We start from the raw sequence: 20,052 nt of genomic DNA, 5'->3' as shown, positions 1-20,052 counted from the left end.
CGGGGGCGTCCCGTGTTCCGACGCCCCCGGTCGCTCAGGCGGAAGGCCGCTCGCGCACGATGTCCCGTGCCGCTTTGTCGTCACGCACGCCGAGGAACCGCGGGTGCCGCAGCATGCCGTCCCGGGTCCACTCCGTGAACGCGATCTGCGCGACCAGCCTCGGCTCCACCCAGTGCGCGCCCGACTCACGCACCCGGTCGCTGAACGGCGACGCGGGGACGCGGAGTTCGTCGAGGACTCCACGCAGCCCGACGAGCGTACGACGGTCGAAGCCCGTGCCCACCTTGCCCGAGTACCGCAGCCGGTCCGCTTCGTAGTGGCCGAGCAGCAGCGCGCCGAACCCGGCCCGGGTGCCGCCTCCTTCGGTGAAGCCGCCGACCACGAACTCCTGCGCCCGGGAACACTTCAGCTTGAGCCAGTCCGGCGAACGGCGGGGCTGGTAAAGGCTCTTCGCCCGTTTCGCGATCAGTCCCTCCCAGCCCCGGGCACACGCGTCGGCCAGCAACTCGGCCCCACCATCGTTGCGATGCATCGTCATGCGCAGCGGCGCACGGTAGGTCAGGGTCCGTCGGAGCAGCGACTTGCGCGTACGCAACGGCACCCGAGTCAGGTCCGCGCCCTCCAGACGGAGCACATCGAACACGTAGTACGTCACGGCGACGCCGCTCGCCTCGATGTCCCGGCGCCGGGTGAGCCCCATGCGCTGCTGGAGGCGGGAGAAGTCGGTACGGCCGCGGGAGAACGCGACGATCTCGCCGTCGACGGTGAAGTCCGTGCACGACTGCGCGGCGAGCGCCTCGACGATCTCGGGGTAGGTGTCGTTGAGGCGATTGCCGGCGCGGGAGAGGAGCAGCGTCCGCCCGTTCTCCCGGACCGCCAGGACCCTGACCCCGTCCAGCTTCCGTTCGAAAAGCCACTCGCCGGGGAAGTCGCGACGGTCGCTCAGCGTGGCGAGCATCGGCCGCGAGGCCAGTTCCACACCGGGAGGCGCCTCACGGAGCAGCCGTCTGTGGTGGTCGGGCAACGAGCCCAGGAGGTCGGTCATCGCCGCTCACCTCTCCCACGACCCGCCGCTCTCTCCCGCGACCTGCCGCAGGGCGCGGCCGCCGCGCGCCGACCAACCCATTCTCCTTCCCCCGGTCGGCGGCGGCCATCGGGAGCTCCGGAGGTCTGACCTGGCCCTTTGCTCCGTACGGATCCGGCCGGCTCAGGATCCCGTGAGGCTGACGCCGAAGACGTCCAGCACGCCGTAGACACCGAGGAACACGATCGCCGCGCTGCTGACGGCGAGCGCCACGGTCAGCCATGGGCTGCCCCGGAAGCGCTTATCGACACCCGTGGACCGAAGACGCCATGCCGCGATCACCACGGCGAGCAGGAAGATTCCGCCGCCGATGCCACCGATCTGCACCATCAGCACCGGCGACTGCACGAATAGGAAGAAGGACGCCCAGATCGCCGGCAGGCACCAGGTCAGGATCTGGATCGTGCGCCGCCGTACGCGGACGTCGTGCCAGTCGATGATCCCGAGAAGCCCGAGCGTGTTGGTCCACAGCCGCGGCACGCTGGCCGTCGATCCGACGAGCGTCGAGAAGAGCACGGTGAACGCGCCGATGAGGAAGAGGTACTCGGCCCAGGGGCCCATCGTGTCGGTGTAGATGCGGGACAGGGTGGTGATCATCGAGTTGCCCTCAGGCACCAGATTCTGCGGATGCAGCACGGCCGCCCCGATGACGTAGAACGAGAGGGTGCAGAGCGTGCAGACCAGCCATCCGGCGGCGACGTCCAGCCGCATCACCTTCAGCCACCCCTCGGCCCGCCGCGCACGCTCCTCGGTCCCGTCGTCCGGACCCGTCCAGCGGGCGTAGCCCTTCTCGATGCACCAGTAGGTGTACGTGGTCATCTCGTCGGCGCCGACACCGGTGATCCCGAACATGGCCAGTGCCACCCCGGCCGTGCCCGCGGGTATCAGGAAGCTGAGGCCTTCGCCCAACTCGCCGGTCCCGTAACCGAATTCGGTCAGCGGAAGCCCGAGTGCCAGCGCCACGGTCGCCACGGTGAAGACGACCACGGACGCCACGCAGAGCTGCTCGACGATGTTGTACTTGCCCGTCCTGAGCAGCACCACGGCGAGGGCGGTGACGAGCACCGTCCACACCGCGAGCGAACGGTAGCTCAGTGCCTCGCCGGTGATCGGCCACATCACGGAGCAGGCGGCCGCCGTGCCGCCGATGATGCCGCCCCGCTGGAACATCTTGGCGAAGTCCATCCCGATCCAGAGCCAGTTGATCCAGCTCACGGGGCCGATCCGCGGGCCGACCTCGCGGTAACCCTCCAGCGCGGTACGGCCGTTGAGGATCGTCCAGCGGGCCAGCTCCATCTGCACCCACACCTTCACCCCGGTGCTGATGACGACCAGCCACAGCAGCACGAACCCGGCGCGCGCGCCGAGCGAGGTGGTCACGATGAGTTCGCCGGAGCCGACCACGGCGGCCGACAGGACGAAACCGGGGCCGAGATGGCGCAGCCGCCCGGTGAAGGTGGTCGGCGCCTCGCGGACGTCCTCGGCGCGCAGGGCGTACGGGTCGGGTTCGGTCGGGACGGCGGCGGATGCCGTCCGGGCAGTCGTTTCAGGCATGGCGGGGTCCTTCGAGGTGTCCGGCGTCGTTGCCCGGACTCGGGGACGGGGGAGGGGAGGGTTCTGCGGGGCTTCGGGGAGGGCGGACGGTTCAGGGGAGGGCGGACGGTTCAGTGGGCCGCGCGCAGCGGTTGCCGGCCCGCGAGGACCCGTACGACGTCTTCGGCGATCATCGCGCCCATCGTGCGGTTGGCCTCGTGGCTGCATGCCGCCATGTGCGAGGTGAGCAGGACGTTCGGGGCGGTGCGCAGTGGGCTGTCGCCGAGCGGCTCGTGTGCGAAGGCGTCGAGCGCGGCTCCGCCCAGGTGGCCCTCGACGAGGAGCGCCGCGAGTGCCTCCTCGTCGACGAGCCCGCCCCGGGCGGCGTTCACCAGCAACGCGCCCGGCTTCATGGCGGCGAGCCGGCGGTGGTCCAGGAGCGGGCCCGCGCCGGACGTCGCGGGCAGATGCAGGCTGACGATGTCCGCACGGGCCAGGCAGTCGTCCAGCGGGGCGGGCGTGGCGTCGAGCGCGCGGATGTCCGCGTCGTCGACGTACGGATCGTGCGCGAGGACGGTCATGCCGAAGGCGAGGGCGTAGGTGGTGAGCAGGCGCCCGATGCGGCCGAAGCCCACCACGGCCAGGGTCTTTCCGGCGAGTTCGGGCCCGAACAGCTTGGGCCACTGACCCTGCGCCACACGCTGGTGGGACGCGGTGATGCGGCGGTTGGCGTCCATGATGAGCCCGAAGGTGAACTCGGCGACCGCACGGGAGTTGCTGCCGGGCGCGCACACCACGGGGATGCCTCGGGCCCGAGCGGCGGCCACGTCGATGGTGTCGACGCCGACACCGTGCTTCGCGATGACCTTGAGCCGGTCTGCCGAGTCGATGACGTCGGCGGTGACGGCGTCCATGCCGACCACCAGTGCGTCGACCCCGCCGATCCGCTCGCGCAGTTCGCTGCCCGGCAGCGCGGTGTTGTCGTACGGGCGCACCGGGCCCGCGCCCGCCTGTTCCAGGATCCGCCAGGGCTCGGGGGAGTGGCGGGAGAAGGTGGGCGTGGTGATGAGGGTCGTCGTCATACGGGGAGCCCCCGGTCCGCCCAAGTGCCGTGCGGCACGCTCCGGTGCACGGCGCCGTCCGCGAGCGTCGGTCGCGACCTCATCGGACGAGCCCCGAGGCGCGTGCCGAGGTCAGGTGCTGACTCGCGGCCTGCTCCAGATGGACGAGATCACAGGCGACGGTGACATACGTGAAGCCCTCGGCGAGGCGCTTGGCGGCGCTGGCGCCGTCCGCGTTGTGGACGCCGACGGCGATCCCCGCGGCCGCGGCGGCCTCCCGCACCCTGACCAGCGCGGCCTCGAACTCGTCCGCGACCGCCGGGTCGGTGGAGGTGGTACCGCCGAGCGCGATGCGCAGGTCGGAGGGGCCGATGTAGACCCCGTCGAGTCCGTCGGTCGCGCAGATCTCGTCCACGTTGGCGAGGCCCTGGGCGGTCTCGATCATCGCGAGGACCACGGTCTGCGCGTGGGCGTCGGCGGGGTTGGGTCCGATGCGCAGGCCCGAGCGCATGGGTCCGTACGAGCGCTTGCCGAGTGGTGGATAGCGCACGGCGGCCACCGCGTCGGCGGCGTCCCGCGCGTTGTCGACGAGCGGGACGATGACACCGGCCGCGCCCGCGTCCAGCGCCTTGCCGATCGGCATCGGGTCATTGGCCTCGACCCGGACCAGACCGACCGCGGTCGACCCCTTGGTGTCGATCGCCGTCAGCGAGGCCAGCACGCCCGCGTACTCCAACAGCCCGTGCTGGGCGTCCAGCGCCACATAGTCGTAGCCGAGACGGGCGATGCGCTCGGTCGAGACCGGCGAATCGAGGACGGACCAGTAGCCGACCAGCGGTTCACGGGCACGCAGGGCGGCCGCGAAAGCGGCAGGGGTTCCGGGGGAGGGGGTGGACATGGGGGCTCCTTGAGGGTTCGTACAGTTCAAGCGACTTTGGATGACTGACGGATGGTTGGCCGGTCTAGGTGGGTGGGGGGCTGCGGAGGGGCGCCCCGTAAGGGGCGCGGGGAACTGCGCGACCAGCCACGAACGACCCGCACCGGAAGTGCTGCCTCGGTTACCGGTTGTACGCGGGCATCGGCCCCCGCAACCCCACCCCGACCTCGTCACAGGCCGCCATCACATCGGCCGGCAGCGGACCGGCCTGCGCGGCGGCGATGTTGGCGAGCAGATGCGACGTCTTCGACCCGCCGAGCAGCAACGCGTCGGTGGAGTCGCGGCTCAGGAGCCAGCGCAGGGCCAGGTCGGTGAGCGGCATGCACGCGGCGTCCGCGACGGCGGCGAGCCGGTCGACCGCGGAGAAGAGGCGCTCGTCCCAGTAGCGCTCCCGGTACATGGCGGCGACCCGGGAATCTCCGAACCGCCCTGATTCCGGGGCCTGTTCGAAGCGGTGCCGGCCGGTGAGCAGGCCTCCGCCGAGCGGGTTGTAGACCATCGTGCGCAGGCCGCTGACGGCGGCGTACTCGACGTACTCCTCCTCGATACGTCGCGCGAGCAGGTTGTGCAGCTGCTGGGCGACGACGGGACGCGGCGCGCCCACCTCCTCGGCGACGCGTACGAGTTCGGCGATCTGCCAGGCCGCGTAGTTGGAGACGCCGAGGGCACGGATCCTGCCCTCGGCGGCGAACTCGGCGACGGTGGCGAGGGTTTCGGCGAGCGGGGTCGCGCGGTCGGGCTGGTGGAGGTAGAGGAGGTCGACCGAGTCGGTGCCGAGCCGCTTGAGGCTGCCCTCCAGGGCGGCCCGCAGTCCGGCGGCGGAGAGCGGGGCGTGCTCCCCCTGGTCGGGGTGCGGGATCCCGGCCTTGGTCGCCAGGACGATCCGGTCGCGGCGGCCCGGCAGGAGCCCGGCGAGGATGCGTTCGCTCTCGCCGCCCGCGTAGCCGTTGGCCGTGTCGACGCCGGTGATCCCGGCGTCGAGCGCGGCATCGAGCATGGCCGCCGCTCCGGTGGCGTCCACCGTGTCGCCGAACGTCATGGTGCCGAGGACCAGCCGGGAGAGCGGGACAGTGGTGTTCGGCAGGGTGATGCCGGTGGTCACGAGCGGTTTCCTTCCGATGCGGGGGATGCGGGGGTGGTGGCAGACGTGACGGACTTGGCGGGCGTGGGAGAAGAGTGTGGCCTCCTCATCCGGGACGGTGACGGGCCGCCCTCCCGGTGGCGGACACCTTCCCGCAGCCGCAGGCTCCACGCGGCGGGCGCGGTCCTCTCGAACCGGTCGGCGTGAACGAGCCGGGGCCGCAGCCGCAGCCACAACCGCAGATCCGGGCCGACCCGGGAGAGCGCCTCGTGCACGGCACGCCGCACGGTCCGGCGGCTGGACGGTCCGGGCGGGGGAAGGAGGTGAGGAGTTGGGGTCATCGTCGACCTTCTCGGATTCTGGAGGGCGACCGGCTCTCGCTGACGTCGCCCGGACACCGGGCGACGAACAGGTGTCGCGCCGGAAAAGGTGGCACGACTGCGCGAAGTGCGCAAGACCTCTCGCGCACTTCACGCAAGCTGTGTCATCATCGGCGCCGAGGCCGTCCGCCTGTCCGGACCGTCCGAACAGGTACCCGTCGAAGGAGGTCCGCGTGTCCCGCACCACCCGCACGGTGCTCGCGCCCCGCGTGTTCGCCCTCGCGGACGACCTGTCCGGCGCCGCCGAGGTCGCCGCCGCGCTCGGTCTGCGCGGGCGGATCGTGCTGGGCCCCGCCGCGGCACCTCCGCGCGACGGCGAATCCGTCGTCCTGGACCTCGACACCCGGCAGCTGGCCCCGGAGGACGCGGCGAACGCGGTACGGGCCGCGCTGGCGTACGCCGACGGAGGCGTTGTCCTGAAGAAGATCGACTCGCTGCTGCGGGGCAACCTCGCAGCCGAGGCGGCCGCCTACGCGACCGGTGCCACGGGCGTCGTGATCGCACCCGCCCTGCCGGTGGCCGGCCGTACCGTCCGCGAGGGCGTCGTCAACCTGCACGGCACCGCCCTGCACAGGACGGACGCCTGGCGCGCGGAGTCGGGCGCGGCGCCCGTATCGGTGGGGGCCGCCCTGGGTGGCGTACCCACGCGGGTGGTGCCACTGGCGACGGTGCGCGCGCCCGAACCGGCGCTGCACGACCGGCTACGGGCGCTCGTCGCCGAGGGATACCACCCGGTGTGCGACGCGGAGACGGACACGGACCTCGACGCGATCGCCGAGGCGGCACTCCGACTCGGTCCGGGGATACGCCTGATGGGCACGGGCGGGCTCGCGGCGGCACTGGGACGCAGGCTCGCCCGGGCGGACCGGGCGGACCGGGCGGACCGGGCGGACCTGGCGGATCAGGCGGACCTGGCGGATCAGGCGGATCAGGCGGATCTGGCGGCCGGGGCCGGGCTCCCGGGAACGGACGGCGACCGATCCGCTGAAGCCGACCTGTGCCATCCCACCGGAACGGACACGCCCGGTCCCGCACGAGCCGACGACGTGTCACCGGCCCTCGATGGCACCCCCTCCAGACCCCTGCTGGTGGTGGTCGGCACCGCCGAACCCACCGCCGTTGCGCAGATCGCGCAACTCGTCGCGGCCGGTGCGCACCACGTACCGCTGCCCGCGCACACCCTCACCGATCACTCCTCCCGGCCACCCCTGAACATCCGTACAGAAGGCGGCCGAACGCCGGACGGAGTGACCGTTGTCAGCATCGACGGCACCCACGCCGTCTACCCCGGCGCGGCTCGCAGCCTCGCCGCCGGTCTGGCCCACGCGGTCGCCGAGGCCGCGCACGACAGCGACCTCGTCCTGACCGGCGGCGAGACCGCCCGCCGGGTCCTCGACGCACTCGGCATCCGCGAACTCCTGCCGCTCGACCAGATCCACCACGGCGCCGTCCGCTCCCGCACCGCCGACGGCCGTCGCGTCGTCACCCGACCCGGCAGCTACGGCGACACCGACTCACTGCTGCGCATCGCGCGCGCACTGCGCCCCGGCCTCGCGCCGCTCCCCGACCAGCCGCTTTCCGACCAGCCGCCCGTCGGCCGGCCGGTCGCCCCACCCGTCCCGTCCGCCCCGCTAGGAGAACCCACGTGAACGCAGCCCCCACCGCCGCGCCCGCCGAGCAGCCCGGCACCGCCGGACGTCCGCTCCCGATCATCGCGGTGACCATGGGCGACGGCGCCGGCATCGGACCGGAGGTCATCGTCCCGGCCCTGCTGAACGCCGACACCCTGCGCGGCTGCCGCCCCGTCGTCATCGGCGACGCCGAACGCCTCCGGGAGGCGGCCCGCATCCTCGGCGTCACCTGCGACATCGTGCCCGTCGACGCCCCCGCCCAGGCCGAGTTCACACCCGGCCGCATCAACGTCGTCGACCTCGGTCTGCTCCCCGCCGACCTCCCCTGGGGCGCCCTCTCGGCGAAGGCCGGCGACGCCGCGTACCAGTACATCCGGGTCGCCGCCGAACTCGCCCTGAACGGAGACGTCCACGGCATCTGCACCGCGCCCCTCAACAAGGAGGCCCTGCACGCCGCCGGGCACCTTTACCCCGGACACACCGAACTCCTCGCCCATCTCACCGGCGTCGAGGAGGTGTCGATGATGCTGTCGACTCCCAAGGTGAAGGTCATCCACGTCACCACGCACATCGGTCTGATCGACGCCGTCAACCGGATCGAGCCCGGACTCGTCGAGCGCACCGTGCGCCGCGGCCACGACGCGATGGTCCGCGCGGGCGTCGAGGCACCCGTGATCGGGGTGTGCGGAATCAACCCGCACGCGGGCGAGAACGGTCTGTTCGGCTACGGCGAGGAGGAGACGAAGATCGTCCCCGCCCTGGAGGTCCTGCGCGCCGACGGCATCGACGCCCGCGGTCCGCTCCCCGCCGACACGGCCTTCTACCTCGCAGGGCGCGGCGACTACGACCTCATCGTCGCCATGTACCACGACCAGGGCCACGGCCCGGTGAAGGTCCTCGGCATCGAGGCGGGCGTCAACCTCACCGTGGGCCTGCCGGTCATCCGCACCTCCGTCGACCACGGCACCGCCTTCGACATCGCCGGAACGGGCCGCGCCGAGGCCGGTAGCATGGTCGAGGCGCTGCGCCAGGCCGCCGAGATGTCATCCGCTCCGGCCGCCGCCCGCTGACCCCGGCCCGTCGGCACCATCGGCACCATCGGCACCACAGGACACCAGAGGACAGAGACTGATGTCTGCGATCGGCTCCAAGGCCCGGCGCGACCGGATCGTCCAACTCGCCACCACCACCGGCCTGACCAGCGTGGAGGAACTCTCCCAGCTGTTCGGCGTCACGGCCTCCACCATCCGCCGTGACCTCGCCAGGCTCACCACCGACGGACGGCTCGCCCGTACGTACGGCGGCGCGATGGCCCTGTCCGCGCACCCGGAGGCCTCGCTGCGCCAGCGCACCGGCGAGGCCTACGACGCCAAGCGTGCCATCGCGCGCTGGGCGGCGGCCCAGGTCCAGCCCGGCGAGACCCTGCTCCTCGACGCGGGCTCCACGGTCGGCGCGCTCGCACACGAACTGCGTACGGCCAAGGACGTGACCATCGCGACCACCGGACTGACGGCGCTTCAGGAACTCGCCGACGTCGAGACGGTGCACGTCGAGTGCCTCGGCGGCACCCTCAGACCGCTGAGCCAGGGCTTCGTCGGCCCGTTGACCGAGGCGGCCCTCGAACGGCTCACCTTCGACCGGGTCTTCCTCGGCACCGACGGCGTCTCGCCGGAGCACGGGATCTGCGAGGCCGACCTGCGTCAGACCCGCCTCAAGGAGCTCATGGCCCGCCGCGCCGACCACGTCTACGTACTCGCCCACTCGGCCAAGCTGGGCCGCCGCCCCTTCCACGCCTGGGCCACCCTCCCCGAGGGCTGGACCCTGGTCACGGACGGCACGGCCGACCCCGGCATCCTCGCCGAACTGCGCGCACGCGGAGTCACCACCGTCCTGGCCGAGCCCGTCGGCACCCTCTGACTGACCGGGTCGCTCCGGCCCCAGCGGCACGATCGCGCCGATTCCCGGCAGCCTCTTCCCACCGGGACGAATGGCAGCATGATGTTGGGAGACCGTGCCCGGCCCAGGACTCGGGGACGGGCCGGGCCTCTCATGCGGGAGGATCAGTGGACAAGGCGCAGACCACCGGCCACATACCCGAAGACGACGCCCACACGCGGGACTTGGCGGACTTACGGGACGAGGACTTCGACTACCTCGACGCCGGTGGGCACACCTACCTCGACCACACTGGAGCAGGGCTTCCGCCGACCTCGCTCGTGCGGGCGAGCGCCGCCCGCATCACCGGCGGACTCTTCGGCAACCCGCACTCCGAGAGCCCCGCCTCCCGCGCCTCGGGAGAACTGCTGTCCCAGGCCCGCCGCGCGGTCCTCCGCCACTTCAACGCGGACCCGGCCGAATACGCCGTGGTCTTCACCGCCAACGCGACCGGCGCGCTGCGACTGGTCGGCGAGGCGTACCCCTTCACCCGCCGCAGCAGGCTGGTGATGTCGCTGGACAACCACAACTCGGTGAACGGCCTGCGGGAGTACGCGCGTTCGCGCGGCGCGGCCACGGTGTACGTACCCGTGAGCGGCCCCGGGCTGCGGATGGACGAGCAGCGGCTGAGAGCCGCCCTGCCCGCGCGCGAACGCGGCCCCGGACTCGGACGCGGACTCGGACGCGGGCTCAGACTCGGCCCGGGCCCGCGGCGGGGCCGCGCCGGCGACCGCCCGCACGGCCTGCTCGCCTACCCGGCGCAGAGCAACTTCACCGGAGTCCAGCACCCGCTCACCTGGATCGCGGCGGCCCAGGCGCGCGGCTACGATGTCCTGCTCGACGCGGCGGCGTACGTACCCGCCAACACCCTTGACCTGAGCCGGTACCACCCCGACTTCACGGTCGTCAGCTGGTACAAGGTCTTCGGCCACCCCACCGGCGTCGGCAGCCTGATCGCTCGCCGGGACGCGCTCGCCAGGCTGCGACGCCCCTGGTTTTCCGGCGGCACCATCTACGCGGTGAGCGCGCAGGCGCAGTGGCACGTCCTCGCGGACGACGAGGCGGCCTTCGAGGACGGCACGGTCAACTTCCTGTCCGTTCCCGACGTGACGGCCGGGCTGGAGTGGATCGACAACATCGGCATGGATCGCGTGCACGCCCACGTCACCGCGCTGACCAGTCAACTCCTTGCGGGGCTAAGGCAGTTGCGGCACAGCGATGGTTCGCCGCTGGTCAGGATGTACGGTCCCGTCGACCTGGTGGCCCGCGGCGGAACGGTCGCGCTGAACCTGCTGGGTGCCGACGGCCGTGTCATCGACGAACGGGTCGTCACCCGCGACAGCGCCCGGCGCGGGATCTCGCTGCGCACCGGCTGCTTCTGCAATCCGGGCGCGGGCGAGGCGGCCTTCGCCCTGGCACCGCGACGGCTGCGCTCGGCCGCACGCCGCCAAGTCGCGTCCCTGGAGGAGTACTTGGAGCTGCTGCGTCTGCCGTCGGCGGGCGCCGTCCGGATCTCGCTCGGCCTGTCGTCACAGCCCAGGGACATCGAGACGTTCCTGACGTTCGTACGGGAGACCTACCGGGACCGGGTGCCAGGCGCCACCGGACTGGAGGCGAGGGCGGGCTGCTGAGCGATCGACAGGCGTCGGCTCATCTTCCCGCCCGCCCACGCACCACCCCGTTCCGGCACTTGCGCACCAGCACCGCCCACGTCGCCGCCAGGAACAGCAGGGTGAACCCGGCCAGGATCAGCCAGCCCCGGCTCGCGGGATGGGCGAACGAGTCACCGTACGAGTCCAGCAGGGGCGGTCCCAGCCGGGAGGCACCGTCGCGCCACAGGGACTCCAGGCCGATACCGCTGCCCAGCGCCTCGAACGCCCACCGGTTGGTCATCGCCCAGCTGATCGCCTCTCCGGCCGCCGTCATCCGGGGCACCGGCACGAACGCCCCCGAGAACAGCACCTGAGGGAAGCAGAGCAGCGGCAGCATCAGCGTCGCCTGCCCCGGGTCCGTCACGGCGGCGGAGGCGAGCAGCCCCAGGGCGAGGGCGGCCGCCGAGGCCAGCACGCTCGACACGAACAGCGAGACGTACGTGTCCCAGCCCGCCGCGGGCAGCCGGTCCAGGGCGCGCAGCACGGCGAGGAGCAGGGCGTCCGCAGACGCCAGCACCGGGAGCATGGTGGTGAGCTTGGACGCCACGTACGGGCCGATCCGCAGCCCGGCCAGCCATTCGCGGCGGAGCACGGGCAGTTCCGTGCAGATCTGCAACAGGCCGTAGGTCAACCCGAAGAAGAACGCGCCGAACGCGATCCAGAACATGATCATCGCGGTCGACCCCGGATCCGGGTCCGCCGGATCGAACGCGCCCGCGCGGAACAGCACCGCGAACATCGCCACGATCATCACGGGCGAACCGGCCAGCACAGCGACCGAGAGCCGGTTGTGCAGCAGCAGAGCCGTTCCGCGCCGGGTGAGGAGCGACCACTGGAGTACGGCGCCGACGCGAGGCCGTGACCCCGGCGGCTGAGGACGGACCGCGCCGTTCTCGGACTCCGCGGGCTCTCCAGGTCCAGGGGACACCGCGGGTTCGATGCGCGCGCCGCCGGACACCGCTTCGTACACCTCCTCGACCGTGCCGACCCCGAACTCCCGGCACAGGGCGCCCGGTTCACCCGTGTACGCGACCTGTCCGCCCGGGGCCAGGAACACGACGTCGTCGCCACGGAGGAGGTCCGCGAGGACATGGGTGGTCAGGACGATGGTGGTGCCGTGCTCGGCGAGGGCGCGCAGGGTCCGCAACAGGGCCGCCCCGGTGACGGGATCGAGCCCGGACGTGGGTTCGTCGAGGAAGAGCGCCCGCGGTCTGGTGAGCAACTCGGCGGCGATGCTTGCCCGTTTGCGTTCGCCACCGCTCAGTGCGCGGACGGGCGTACCGGCCCGGTGTGCCAGCCCCAGCGTGTCCAGGACCCGGTCGACGGCAGCGGTGACCGACTCGGCGGACGTCCCCGGTGGCATCCGCAAACCCGCCGCGTACACCAGAGTCCGGTGCAGTGGGAGGTCGCGGTGCAGGATGTCCTCCTGCGGCACGAACCCGAACTCCGGTCCGGGCGGGCCCGGTTGGGCCCCGTCGTGCAGTACGGAACCTTCGCCGGCCGACCGCAGTCCCGCGAGCGTTTCCAGCAGCACCGTCTTGCCCGCGCCGCTGCTCCCGGCGATCACGACGATCCGCCCGGGCGCGGCGATGAGGGACACGTCGTCGAGCACGCGCCCCGCCCCGCTCACCTCCTGGGTGAGCCGACGCGCCTGGATCCGCAGGCCGTCGACCGGAGCGGTGGAAGTGGCAACGGGCGGGCGGGGCCCTGTCGGTATCGGCATGGAGGCAGCATGCCAGGAGGCCATGGACTTCAAGCATGAGAGGGGATGGCGCCGGGCAAGTGCCGGTGCGATATCCGGTGATGGGGTGCATCCGTAGGGCCAAAGCGTCAAATCCCCCCTCTTCAAAGGATCCTTGCTTCTTTTATTGACGGCGGAAAAGAACGGACCTAGGTTCCGGGCATGCGCTCGACTCCTGGTACGGAGGCGTTCCCGGCACACACGCCGGCCGCTGCCCAGATCTTCACCACCGTGCTGTCCCACGGCCCGCTCACCCGGTCGGACATGGCCGTCCGGACCGGTCTTTCGGCGGCCGCGATCACGAAGGCGGTCCGGCCGCTGATCGAGGCCGGGTACCTGGTGGAGGACGCGGGAGACGAGGCACGCCCGTCCCTGGGGCGGCCCGCCAACCCCGTACGGGTGGACGGCGGACGGGCCCTGTTCATCGGCGTCAAGATCACCGGCGACGAGATCATCGCCGTGCTGACCGACCTGTGCTGCCGGATCCGCGTCGCCCGGCACGTACCCCTCGACGACCGCGAACCGAAGGCCGTGCTCGCCTCGGTCGCCGCCCTCGCGCAGGAACTCCTCGCGGAGGCCGACGGGTTCGGCGTCCAGGTCCAAGGGCTCGGCGTCGCCGTCTCCGGCGATGTGGACCGCGCCGCCGGAGAGGTGCGCTTCTCGCCCTTCCTGGAGTGGCGCGACCTTCCCCTCGCCGAACTCATGGAGACGACAACCGGACTGCCGGTCACCGTCGACAACGACGTCCGGGCCCTGACCGTCGCCCAGCAGTGGTTCGGCGCGGGCATCGGCCTCTCCGACTTCGCGGTGGTGACGGTCGGTGCGGGCATCGGCTGCGGCCTGGTCGTGCACGGCAAGGTCGTGTCGGGCGCGCACGGGGTGGCCGGCGAGATCGGGCACGTGGTCATCGACCCGACGGGACCCCCGTGCCACTGCGGAAACCACGGGTGCGCCGAGGCCATCGCCGCGGACCCCGCGATCGTCGCAGCGGTGCGCGAGGCGACCCGCCTGCCGGTGGCCGACGCCGCGCAGGCCGTCGACCTGGCCCGCCGGGGCGACCCAGGCGCCCGCGAGGTGTACGCGCGGGCCGGGGAGGCGATCGGCCGGGCCATCGCGACCGTCGCCAACCTCATGGGGCCCCAGCGCGTGATCATCTCCGGCGAGGGTCTCGCCGCGTACGACCTGTTCGCCGAGCAGATCCGCGATGCCTTCACCGCGTCGGCGTTCGGCACGGCCGCGCGATGCGACCTGCTGACACGTCCGTTGCCCTTCGACGAGTGGGCGCGCGGAGCCGCGGCCACCGCCATCCAGTCCTTCATCAGTGGTCCGACCCGCGGCCAGGGATGAGCCGCCCCACCTCCTGACGGATTCCTGATGGACTCCTGACGGGCCGTCAAGCTCCTTGGCCTCCAAGGAAGTTCCCGCCCCACCGGACCGACACATCACTGCCCCACCGCACCAACGCATCACCGCACCCGCGCAGAGCCGAACCCATCACTGGAGGTCCGACCCATGAGGTCATCCTCGTACTCTCCCGGTACCCCCGCCCGTCGCTCCACCAGAGCCGTGCTCGTCGTGGCCCTCACCGCGGCCATGGCGACGACCCTCCCGGCGGCCCAGGCCGCCACGCCCACCGCCACCACTCCCACCATCACATCCACGTCCATCGCCGACGCCGGTGCCGAGGCGGTCGCGGCCAAGCCCTACATGGGCTGGTCGAGTTGGAGCATGCAGTCCTCGAAGTACCCCGGCCTCAACCCCGACGGCGACTACAGCTACCTCACCGAGAAGAACGTCCTCAAGCAGGCGGACGCCCTCGCGGCCAAGCTCAAGCCGTACGGATACGAGTACGTCAACCTCGACGCCGGATGGTGGCGTGCCAAGGACTGGAAGCCCGGATTCGACGAGTACGCCCGTCAGAAGGCGGACCCGAACCGCTTCCCGCGCGGCATGAAGCCGATCGCCGACCACATCCACGGCAAGGGACTCAAGGCGGGCATCTACCTGCCCGTCGGCCTGGAGAAGGAGGCGTACGGGGAGGGCAAGACCCCCATCTGGAACGCCGAGGGCTGCACGACCGCCGACATCGTGTACAGCGACCTGCGCACCACCAACGGCTGGGACAGCGCCTACAAGCTCGACTTCTCCAACCCCTGCGCCCAGAAGTACGTCGACTCGCAGGCCCGGCTCTTCGCGGACTGGGGCTACGACTTCCTCAAGCTCGACGGGGTCGGACCGGGTTCCGGCAAGAACGGCGACCAGTACGACAACGTTGCCGACGTCGCCGCCTGGCAGAAGGCCATCGCCGCCACCGGCCGTCCGATCCACCTGGAGATCTCCTGGTCGCTCGACATCGGCCGGGTCGCCGACTGGAAGAAGTACTCCAACGGCTGGCGCATCGACACCGATGTCGAGTGCTACTGCAACACCCTTGTCAGCTGGGAGAACTCGGTCGACGACCGCTGGGATGACGCCCCCGGCTGGACCCGCCACGCAGGTGCCGGCGGCTGGAACGACCTGGACTCCCTGGACGTCGGCAACGGCCAGATGGACGGCCTCACCAAGGCCGAGCGGCAGAGCTACGCGACCCTGTGGGCCATCGCCAAGTCCCCGCTCTACACCGGTGACGACCTGACCAAACTCGACTCCTACGGCGTGTCGCTGCTGACCAACCGCGAGGTCATCGCCCTCAACCAGGGCAGCACACCGCCCGCCCGTCCGGTCACCCCGTCCGACCCGCAGCAGGTGTGGGCGGCCAAGAACGCCGACGGCAGCTACACCGTCGCCCTGTTCAACCTCGCCGACTCTCCCGCCCCCGTCACCGCCGACTGGTCGACCCTCGGCTTCACCGGCAAGGCCTCCGTACGGGACCTGTGGAACCGCGAGAACCTCGGCACGCACACGAACAAGGTGACGCAGGCCCTGCCCGCCCACGGCTCCCGCCTGTTCACCGTCACCCCGCGCGGCGCCGCGCTCTCCTCGACCGGCTACGAGGCCGAGTCGACCGCCAACGCCCTCAGCGGCAACGCCTCCGTCGCCGACTGCTCCGCCTGCTCGGGCGGCAAGAAGGTCGGCAACCTCTACGTCGGCGGCAAGCTCCGCTTCAACGACGTCGTCGTCGCCAAGGCCGGCACGTACATGGTGAAGGTCGCCTACGTCAGCGGTGACGCCCGCTCGATCGACGTCTCCGCGAACGGCAACGGCGCCAGGCACCACAAGTTCCCCTCCACCGGGGACTGGGGAACCGCCGAGACCGTCAGCGTGCCCGTCACCCTCAAGGCCGGCGCCAACACCATCACCTTCGACAGCGGCACCGGCTACGCCCCGGACATCGACCGCATCGACGTCCCGAAGTCGTCCTGACCGCCGTTCTCATCCCCTTGGAGCCGCACCATGGACAACAACCCGACCGAGCCCAGCAGACGAAGACTCCTCTCACTGGCCGCGGCGGCCGGCGTCGCCACCGCCCTCGGCGGCCTGCCCGCCTTCACCGCGTCGGCCGCACCTCAGCGCCCCGCCGAAGCCCCGTTCCCGAAGGGGAGTTCACGGAACCAGCTGTGGTGGCAGTCGCCCGGCGACGAGCACTCGATGATCGAACAGGGCCTGCCCGTCGGCAACGGCCGCCTCGGCGCCCTCGCGAGCAACGACCCCGGCCGTGAACTCCTCCTGATCACCGACGCCACCATGTGGACCGGCGGCCTCAACGACAAGCTCGACTCGGACGGCCAATTCCCCTACGACCGCGAGAACTTCGGGTCCTTCACGCTCCTGGCCCGCCTCACCGTCGACATCCCCGACCACGACCTGGGCGCCGTGAACGGCTACCGCCGCACCCTCGACCTTGCGCAGGGCGTGGTGACTGCGTCGTACGTCCGCTCCGGAGTGACGTACAAGCGGCAGATCTTCGCCAGCCGCCCGGACGACGCGATCGTCCTGCACTTCTCCCAGAGCGGCGGCGGCCGTTACACCGGCAGCATCTCCCTGGAGGGGACGCACGACGAGAGCGTGACGGGCACCTCCTTCGGGGCCGCCTTCCCGAACGGTCTGCGCTACGGCGCGGCCGTGAAGGCGTCGAGCAGCGGCGGCAGCGTCCGGGTGAACGGCCCGCGGATCGACTTCTCCGGCTGCAGGGAACTGACCGTCGTGGTGAGCGGCGGCACCAACTACGCGCCCGACGCCGCCAAGGGCTACCGCGATCCGTCTCTCGACCCCGAGCGGCTGGCCCGTACGAAGGTCCGTGACGCGGCGGACCACTCGGCGGACACCCTGCTGCGCACCCATGTAGCCGACCACCGCGAGCTGTTCGAGCAGTTGGACATCTCGCTCGGCACGTCGTCGGACGAGCAGCGCTCACTCGACACCTGGGACCGGCTCGGGGCGCGGGCCCGGGACGGCGAGCCCGATCCCGAACTGGAGGCCGCCTACCTGCAGTTCGGCCGCTATCTGATGATCTCCGGATCCCGCGGCAGCCTCCCGCTCAACCTCCAGGGGCTGTGGCTCGACGGCAACGACCCGGACTGGATGGGCGACTACCACACGGACATCAACATCCAGATGAACTACTGGATGGCCGACCGGGCCGGGCTGTCCCAGTGCTTCGACGCGCTCACCGACTACTGCCTCGCCCAGTTCCCGTCCTGGACGAAACTCACCAACGACCTCTACAACGACCCGCGCAACCGCTTCCGCAACTCCACCGGGAAGGTCGCCGGCTGGGCCGTCGCCTTCTCCACCAACATCCATGGCGGAAGCGGCTGGTGGTGGCATCCGGCGGGCAACGCCTGGCTGTGCACGACCCTGTGGGAGCACTACGAGTTCACCCGGTCGCGCTCCCATCTCGCGAGGATCTACCCGCTCCTCAAGGGTGCCTGCGAGTTCTGGGAGGCGCGACTGATCACGACGACGCTCCCCGGCACCTCGCAGGAAGTGCTCATCGACGACAAGGACTGGTCGCCCGAGCACGGCCCGCAGGACGCGAAGGGCATGACGTACGCGCAGGAACTGGTGTGGGTGCTGTTCGACCACTTCCTCACCGCGTCCAAGGAGTTGAAGAAGGACTCCGCCTACGCGAAGAAGATCGGTGGCCTCCAGAAGCGGCTTTACATGCCGAAGGTGAGCCCGAAGACGGGCTGGCTGGAGGAGTGGATGTCGCCCGACAACCTCGGCGAGACCACCCACCGCCACCTGTCCCCGCTGATCGGGCTCTTCCCCGGAGACCGGATCCGCCCCGACGACTCCACCCCGCCGGAGATCGTCGAGGGAGCCACGGCCCTGCTCGCCGCACGCGGCATGGAGAGCTTCGGCTGGGCCAACGCCTGGCGCAGTCTGTGCTGGGCCCGGCTCAAGGACGCGGACAAGGCCTACCAGCTGGTCGTCAACAACCTCCGCCCGTCGATCGACGGCGGCAACGGCACCGCCCCCAACCTCTTCGACATCTACGAAGTGGAGAAGGGCCGCGGCATCTTCCAGATCGAGGCCAACTTCGGTACACCCGCGGCGATGATCGAGATGCTCCTCTACTCCCGCCCGGGCCACCTGGAGCTGCTCCCGGCCCTGCCCGACGCCTGGGCGAAGTCCGGCTCCGTCACGGGAGTCGGCGTCCGCGGCGGCTTCACCGTCGACCTGCGCTGGCGCGACGGGAAGCCCACCGAGGCCCGGCTCCACAGCGTCGGCGGCCGGACCACGACGGTGGCGTACGGCAACACGTCCCGGACGGTGACGCTGAAGCCCGGCGGGTCCGTCACGCTGCGGGACTTCGCCCGATGACGGCCCGTTTCGCCCGAGCGGGCGGCCGTCTGGCCGTCCTGCTGTTGATCGCCGCGGGCGTCCACGTGACGCCCGCGGCGGCGCGGCCGGCCGACACACACGCGACCACGGCCGAAGCCGCCGCCGCGCAGCGGCACGACGTCGTCACCTGGGGCGCGAGCGCGGACCGCATCGGCGACGCCGTCAACGACCGCAGCTACCGCCTGATCGTGCGCACCAGCGTCGCCGGGGACGACCTGCGCATCCGGCTCTCCAACGCCTTCGGCGACCGGCCGCTGACCTTCGACAGCGTCTACGCCGGCATCCGGCAGGAGGGCGCCACCGTGGTCCGCGGCACCAACAAGCGGCTGACGTTCGGTGGCTCCCGCTCCGTCACGGTCCCGGCCGGCGCCACCGCGTACAGCGACCCGCTCCCCGGCAAGCTGCCCGCCGCGACCGACCTGGCCGTCAGTATCCACACCAGCGAGGCGAGCGGCACGGCCACCGGGCACTCCATGGCCATGCAGACCTCGTACGCAGCGGAGGGCGACCACACGGGCGAGGAGGCCGCGACCTCCTGGACCCAGCCGATCGGCTCGTGGTTCTACCTCGACGCCGTGTCCGTACGGACGAGTTCGGCCACCGGGGCCGTGGTCGCGCTCGGCGACTCCATCACGGACGGCTGGCAGTCCACGAGCGATCTGAACCGCCGCTGGCCCGACTACCTAGCCCGTCGGCTGAAGGCAACGACCGGTCAGGTCAAGGGAGTTGCCAACGAGGGAATCTCCGGAAACAAGGTCCTCACGGACGGCGCTGGGCAAAGCGCCCTCAACCGGCTGGACCGTGACGTCCTCTCCCTGCCGGGCGTCCGCACGGTGTTCCTCTTCGAGGGCGTCAACGACATCAAGGCCCACTCCGGTGTCACGGCCCAGGACATGATCAAGGGCTATCGCGAGATCATCGACCGCGCCCACAAAGCGGGGAAGTGCGTGGTCGGAGCCACCGTCGCGCCCTTCAAGGGCTGGTACGAGTGGGACACCGCCGCCGAGTCCGTACGCCAGGAGATCAACCAATTCATCCGGGACAGCGGGGAGTTCGACGCCGTCACCGACTTCGACCGCATCCTCCGCAGCCCCTACGACCACGAGCGCATCCTCCCCGTCTTCGACGGCGGCGACCGTCTGCACCCCAACGACAAGGGCATGCAGGCGATGGCCGACGCCGTCGACCTCAAGAGCCTCGACTGCTCCGCACGAGCAGCGCGCTGAGGCG

14 protein-coding genes are annotated in these 20,052 nt (G+C 71.3%); 8 read left to right on the top strand and 6 right to left on the bottom strand.

The genetic code is table 11. From position 1 onward, the window contains the following. Window positions 1–34 precede the first annotated feature (34 nt). From ligD to ACIBEI_RS17710, 5 genes are all read right to left on the bottom strand, one after another. Window positions 35–1,045, bottom strand: coding sequence for a non-homologous end-joining DNA ligase (gene ligD, locus ACIBEI_RS17730; RefSeq protein ID WP_398889692.1), 1,011 nt, complete (start codon window positions 1,043–1,045; stop codon window positions 35–37). A 162-nt stretch (window positions 1,046–1,207) separates the two neighbouring features. Then, entirely contained in the window at window positions 1,208–2,638 is a 1,431-nt protein-coding gene (locus ACIBEI_RS17725; protein ID WP_398889690.1) for an Nramp family divalent metal transporter, read from the bottom strand. Between the two features lie 110 nt (window positions 2,639–2,748). After that, a complete protein-coding gene (locus tag ACIBEI_RS17720; protein WP_398889688.1) occupies window positions 2,749–3,699 on the bottom strand; it encodes a phosphoglycerate dehydrogenase in 951 nt (316 codons plus the stop codon). Between the two features lie 79 nt (window positions 3,700–3,778). Beyond that, complete coding sequence (locus tag ACIBEI_RS17715) at window positions 3,779–4,576, bottom strand: HpcH/HpaI aldolase/citrate lyase family protein (protein WP_398889686.1); 798 nt, start codon at window positions 4,574–4,576, stop codon at window positions 3,779–3,781. Between the two features lie 160 nt (window positions 4,577–4,736). Next, window positions 4,737–5,717: an aldo/keto reductase gene (locus tag ACIBEI_RS17710; RefSeq protein ID WP_398889684.1), complete on the bottom strand. Its 981-nt coding sequence runs from the start codon at window positions 5,715–5,717 to the stop codon at window positions 4,737–4,739. Between the two features lie 532 nt (window positions 5,718–6,249). Between ACIBEI_RS17710 and ACIBEI_RS17705 the strand changes: the two genes are divergently transcribed. From ACIBEI_RS17705 to ACIBEI_RS17690, 4 genes are all read left to right on the top strand, one after another. Beyond that, entirely contained in the window at window positions 6,250–7,725 is a 1,476-nt protein-coding gene (locus ACIBEI_RS17705; protein WP_398889682.1) for a four-carbon acid sugar kinase family protein, read from the top strand. After that, window positions 7,722–8,777, top strand: coding sequence for a 4-hydroxythreonine-4-phosphate dehydrogenase PdxA (pdxA, locus tag ACIBEI_RS17700; RefSeq protein ID WP_398889680.1), 1,056 nt, complete (start codon window positions 7,722–7,724; stop codon window positions 8,775–8,777). The genes ACIBEI_RS17705 and pdxA overlap by 4 nt, the downstream gene beginning before the upstream one ends. A gap of 61 nt (window positions 8,778–8,838) precedes the next feature. Next, window positions 8,839–9,624, top strand: coding sequence for a DeoR/GlpR family DNA-binding transcription regulator (locus ACIBEI_RS17695; RefSeq protein WP_398889679.1), 786 nt, complete (start codon window positions 8,839–8,841; stop codon window positions 9,622–9,624). Window positions 9,625–9,770: 146 nt separating this feature from the next. Then, the gene (locus ACIBEI_RS17690; RefSeq protein WP_398889677.1) at window positions 9,771–11,273 is read left to right on the top strand and encodes an aminotransferase class V-fold PLP-dependent enzyme; all 1,503 of its coding nucleotides are present in this window, start codon (window positions 9,771–9,773) and stop codon (window positions 11,271–11,273) included. Window positions 11,274–11,292: 19 nt separating this feature from the next. Here the strand turns inward: ACIBEI_RS17690 and ACIBEI_RS17685 are convergent, their stop codons facing one another. Then, window positions 11,293–13,017, bottom strand: coding sequence for an ATP-binding cassette domain-containing protein (locus ACIBEI_RS17685; protein WP_398889675.1), 1,725 nt, complete (start codon window positions 13,015–13,017; stop codon window positions 11,293–11,295). Between the two features lie 180 nt (window positions 13,018–13,197). Between ACIBEI_RS17685 and ACIBEI_RS17680 the strand changes: the two genes are divergently transcribed. The 4 genes from ACIBEI_RS17680 (at window position 13,198) to ACIBEI_RS17665 (ending at window position 20,048) form a co-directional block, all read left to right on the top strand. Beyond that, window positions 13,198–14,382 (top strand): ROK family protein, encoded by a 1,185-nt coding sequence (locus ACIBEI_RS17680; RefSeq protein ID WP_398889673.1) that lies wholly within the window; start codon window positions 13,198–13,200, stop codon window positions 14,380–14,382. 165 nt (window positions 14,383–14,547) lie between these two features. Then, window positions 14,548–16,398 (top strand): alpha-galactosidase D, encoded by a 1,851-nt coding sequence (locus tag ACIBEI_RS17675; protein WP_398889671.1) that lies wholly within the window; start codon window positions 14,548–14,550, stop codon window positions 16,396–16,398. A gap of 30 nt (window positions 16,399–16,428) precedes the next feature. After that, a complete protein-coding gene (locus tag ACIBEI_RS17670) occupies window positions 16,429–18,801 on the top strand; it encodes a glycosyl hydrolase family 95 catalytic domain-containing protein (RefSeq protein WP_398889669.1) in 2,373 nt (790 codons plus the stop codon). Continuing rightward, window positions 18,798–20,048: an SGNH/GDSL hydrolase family protein gene (locus tag ACIBEI_RS17665; RefSeq protein WP_398889667.1), complete on the top strand. Its 1,251-nt coding sequence runs from the start codon at window positions 18,798–18,800 to the stop codon at window positions 20,046–20,048. The genes ACIBEI_RS17670 and ACIBEI_RS17665 overlap by 4 nt, the downstream gene beginning before the upstream one ends. Window positions 20,049–20,052: the final 4 nt, after the last annotated feature.

It is taken from the genome of Streptomyces sp. NPDC050988 (genome assembly GCF_044456225.1).
In the GTDB taxonomy this organism is placed as follows: Bacteria; Actinomycetota; Actinomycetes; order Streptomycetales; family Streptomycetaceae; genus Streptomyces.
The sequence above is the reverse complement of the archived record's forward strand: the minus strand, read 5'-3'. Positions and strand labels throughout refer to the sequence as shown.

Excerpts from the sequence above, each read along its gene's own strand:
- ACIBEI_RS17680 (WP_398889673.1), top strand. The coding sequence starts at position 13,198 with ATGCGCTCGACTCCTGGTACGGAGGCGTTCCCGGCACACACGCCGGCC.
- ACIBEI_RS17675 (WP_398889671.1), top strand. The coding sequence starts at position 14,548 with ATGAGGTCATCCTCGTACTCTCCCGGTACCCCCGCCCGTCGCTCCACC.
- ACIBEI_RS17720 (WP_398889688.1), bottom strand. The coding sequence starts at position 3,699 with ATGACGACGACCCTCATCACCACGCCCACCTTCTCCCGCCACTCCCCC.
- ACIBEI_RS17725 (WP_398889690.1), bottom strand. The coding sequence starts at position 2,638 with ATGCCTGAAACGACTGCCCGGACGGCATCCGCCGCCGTCCCGACCGAA.
- ACIBEI_RS17695 (WP_398889679.1), top strand. The coding sequence starts at position 8,839 with ATGTCTGCGATCGGCTCCAAGGCCCGGCGCGACCGGATCGTCCAACTC.
- ACIBEI_RS17665 (WP_398889667.1), top strand. The coding sequence starts at position 18,798 with ATGACGGCCCGTTTCGCCCGAGCGGGCGGCCGTCTGGCCGTCCTGCTG.
- ACIBEI_RS17670 (WP_398889669.1), top strand. The coding sequence starts at position 16,429 with ATGGACAACAACCCGACCGAGCCCAGCAGACGAAGACTCCTCTCACTG.
- ACIBEI_RS17685 (WP_398889675.1), bottom strand. The coding sequence starts at position 13,017 with ATGCCGATACCGACAGGGCCCCGCCCGCCCGTTGCCACTTCCACCGCT.
- ACIBEI_RS17715 (WP_398889686.1), bottom strand. The coding sequence starts at position 4,576 with ATGTCCACCCCCTCCCCCGGAACCCCTGCCGCTTTCGCGGCCGCCCTG.
- ligD (WP_398889692.1), bottom strand. The coding sequence starts at position 1,045 with ATGACCGACCTCCTGGGCTCGTTGCCCGACCACCACAGACGGCTGCTC.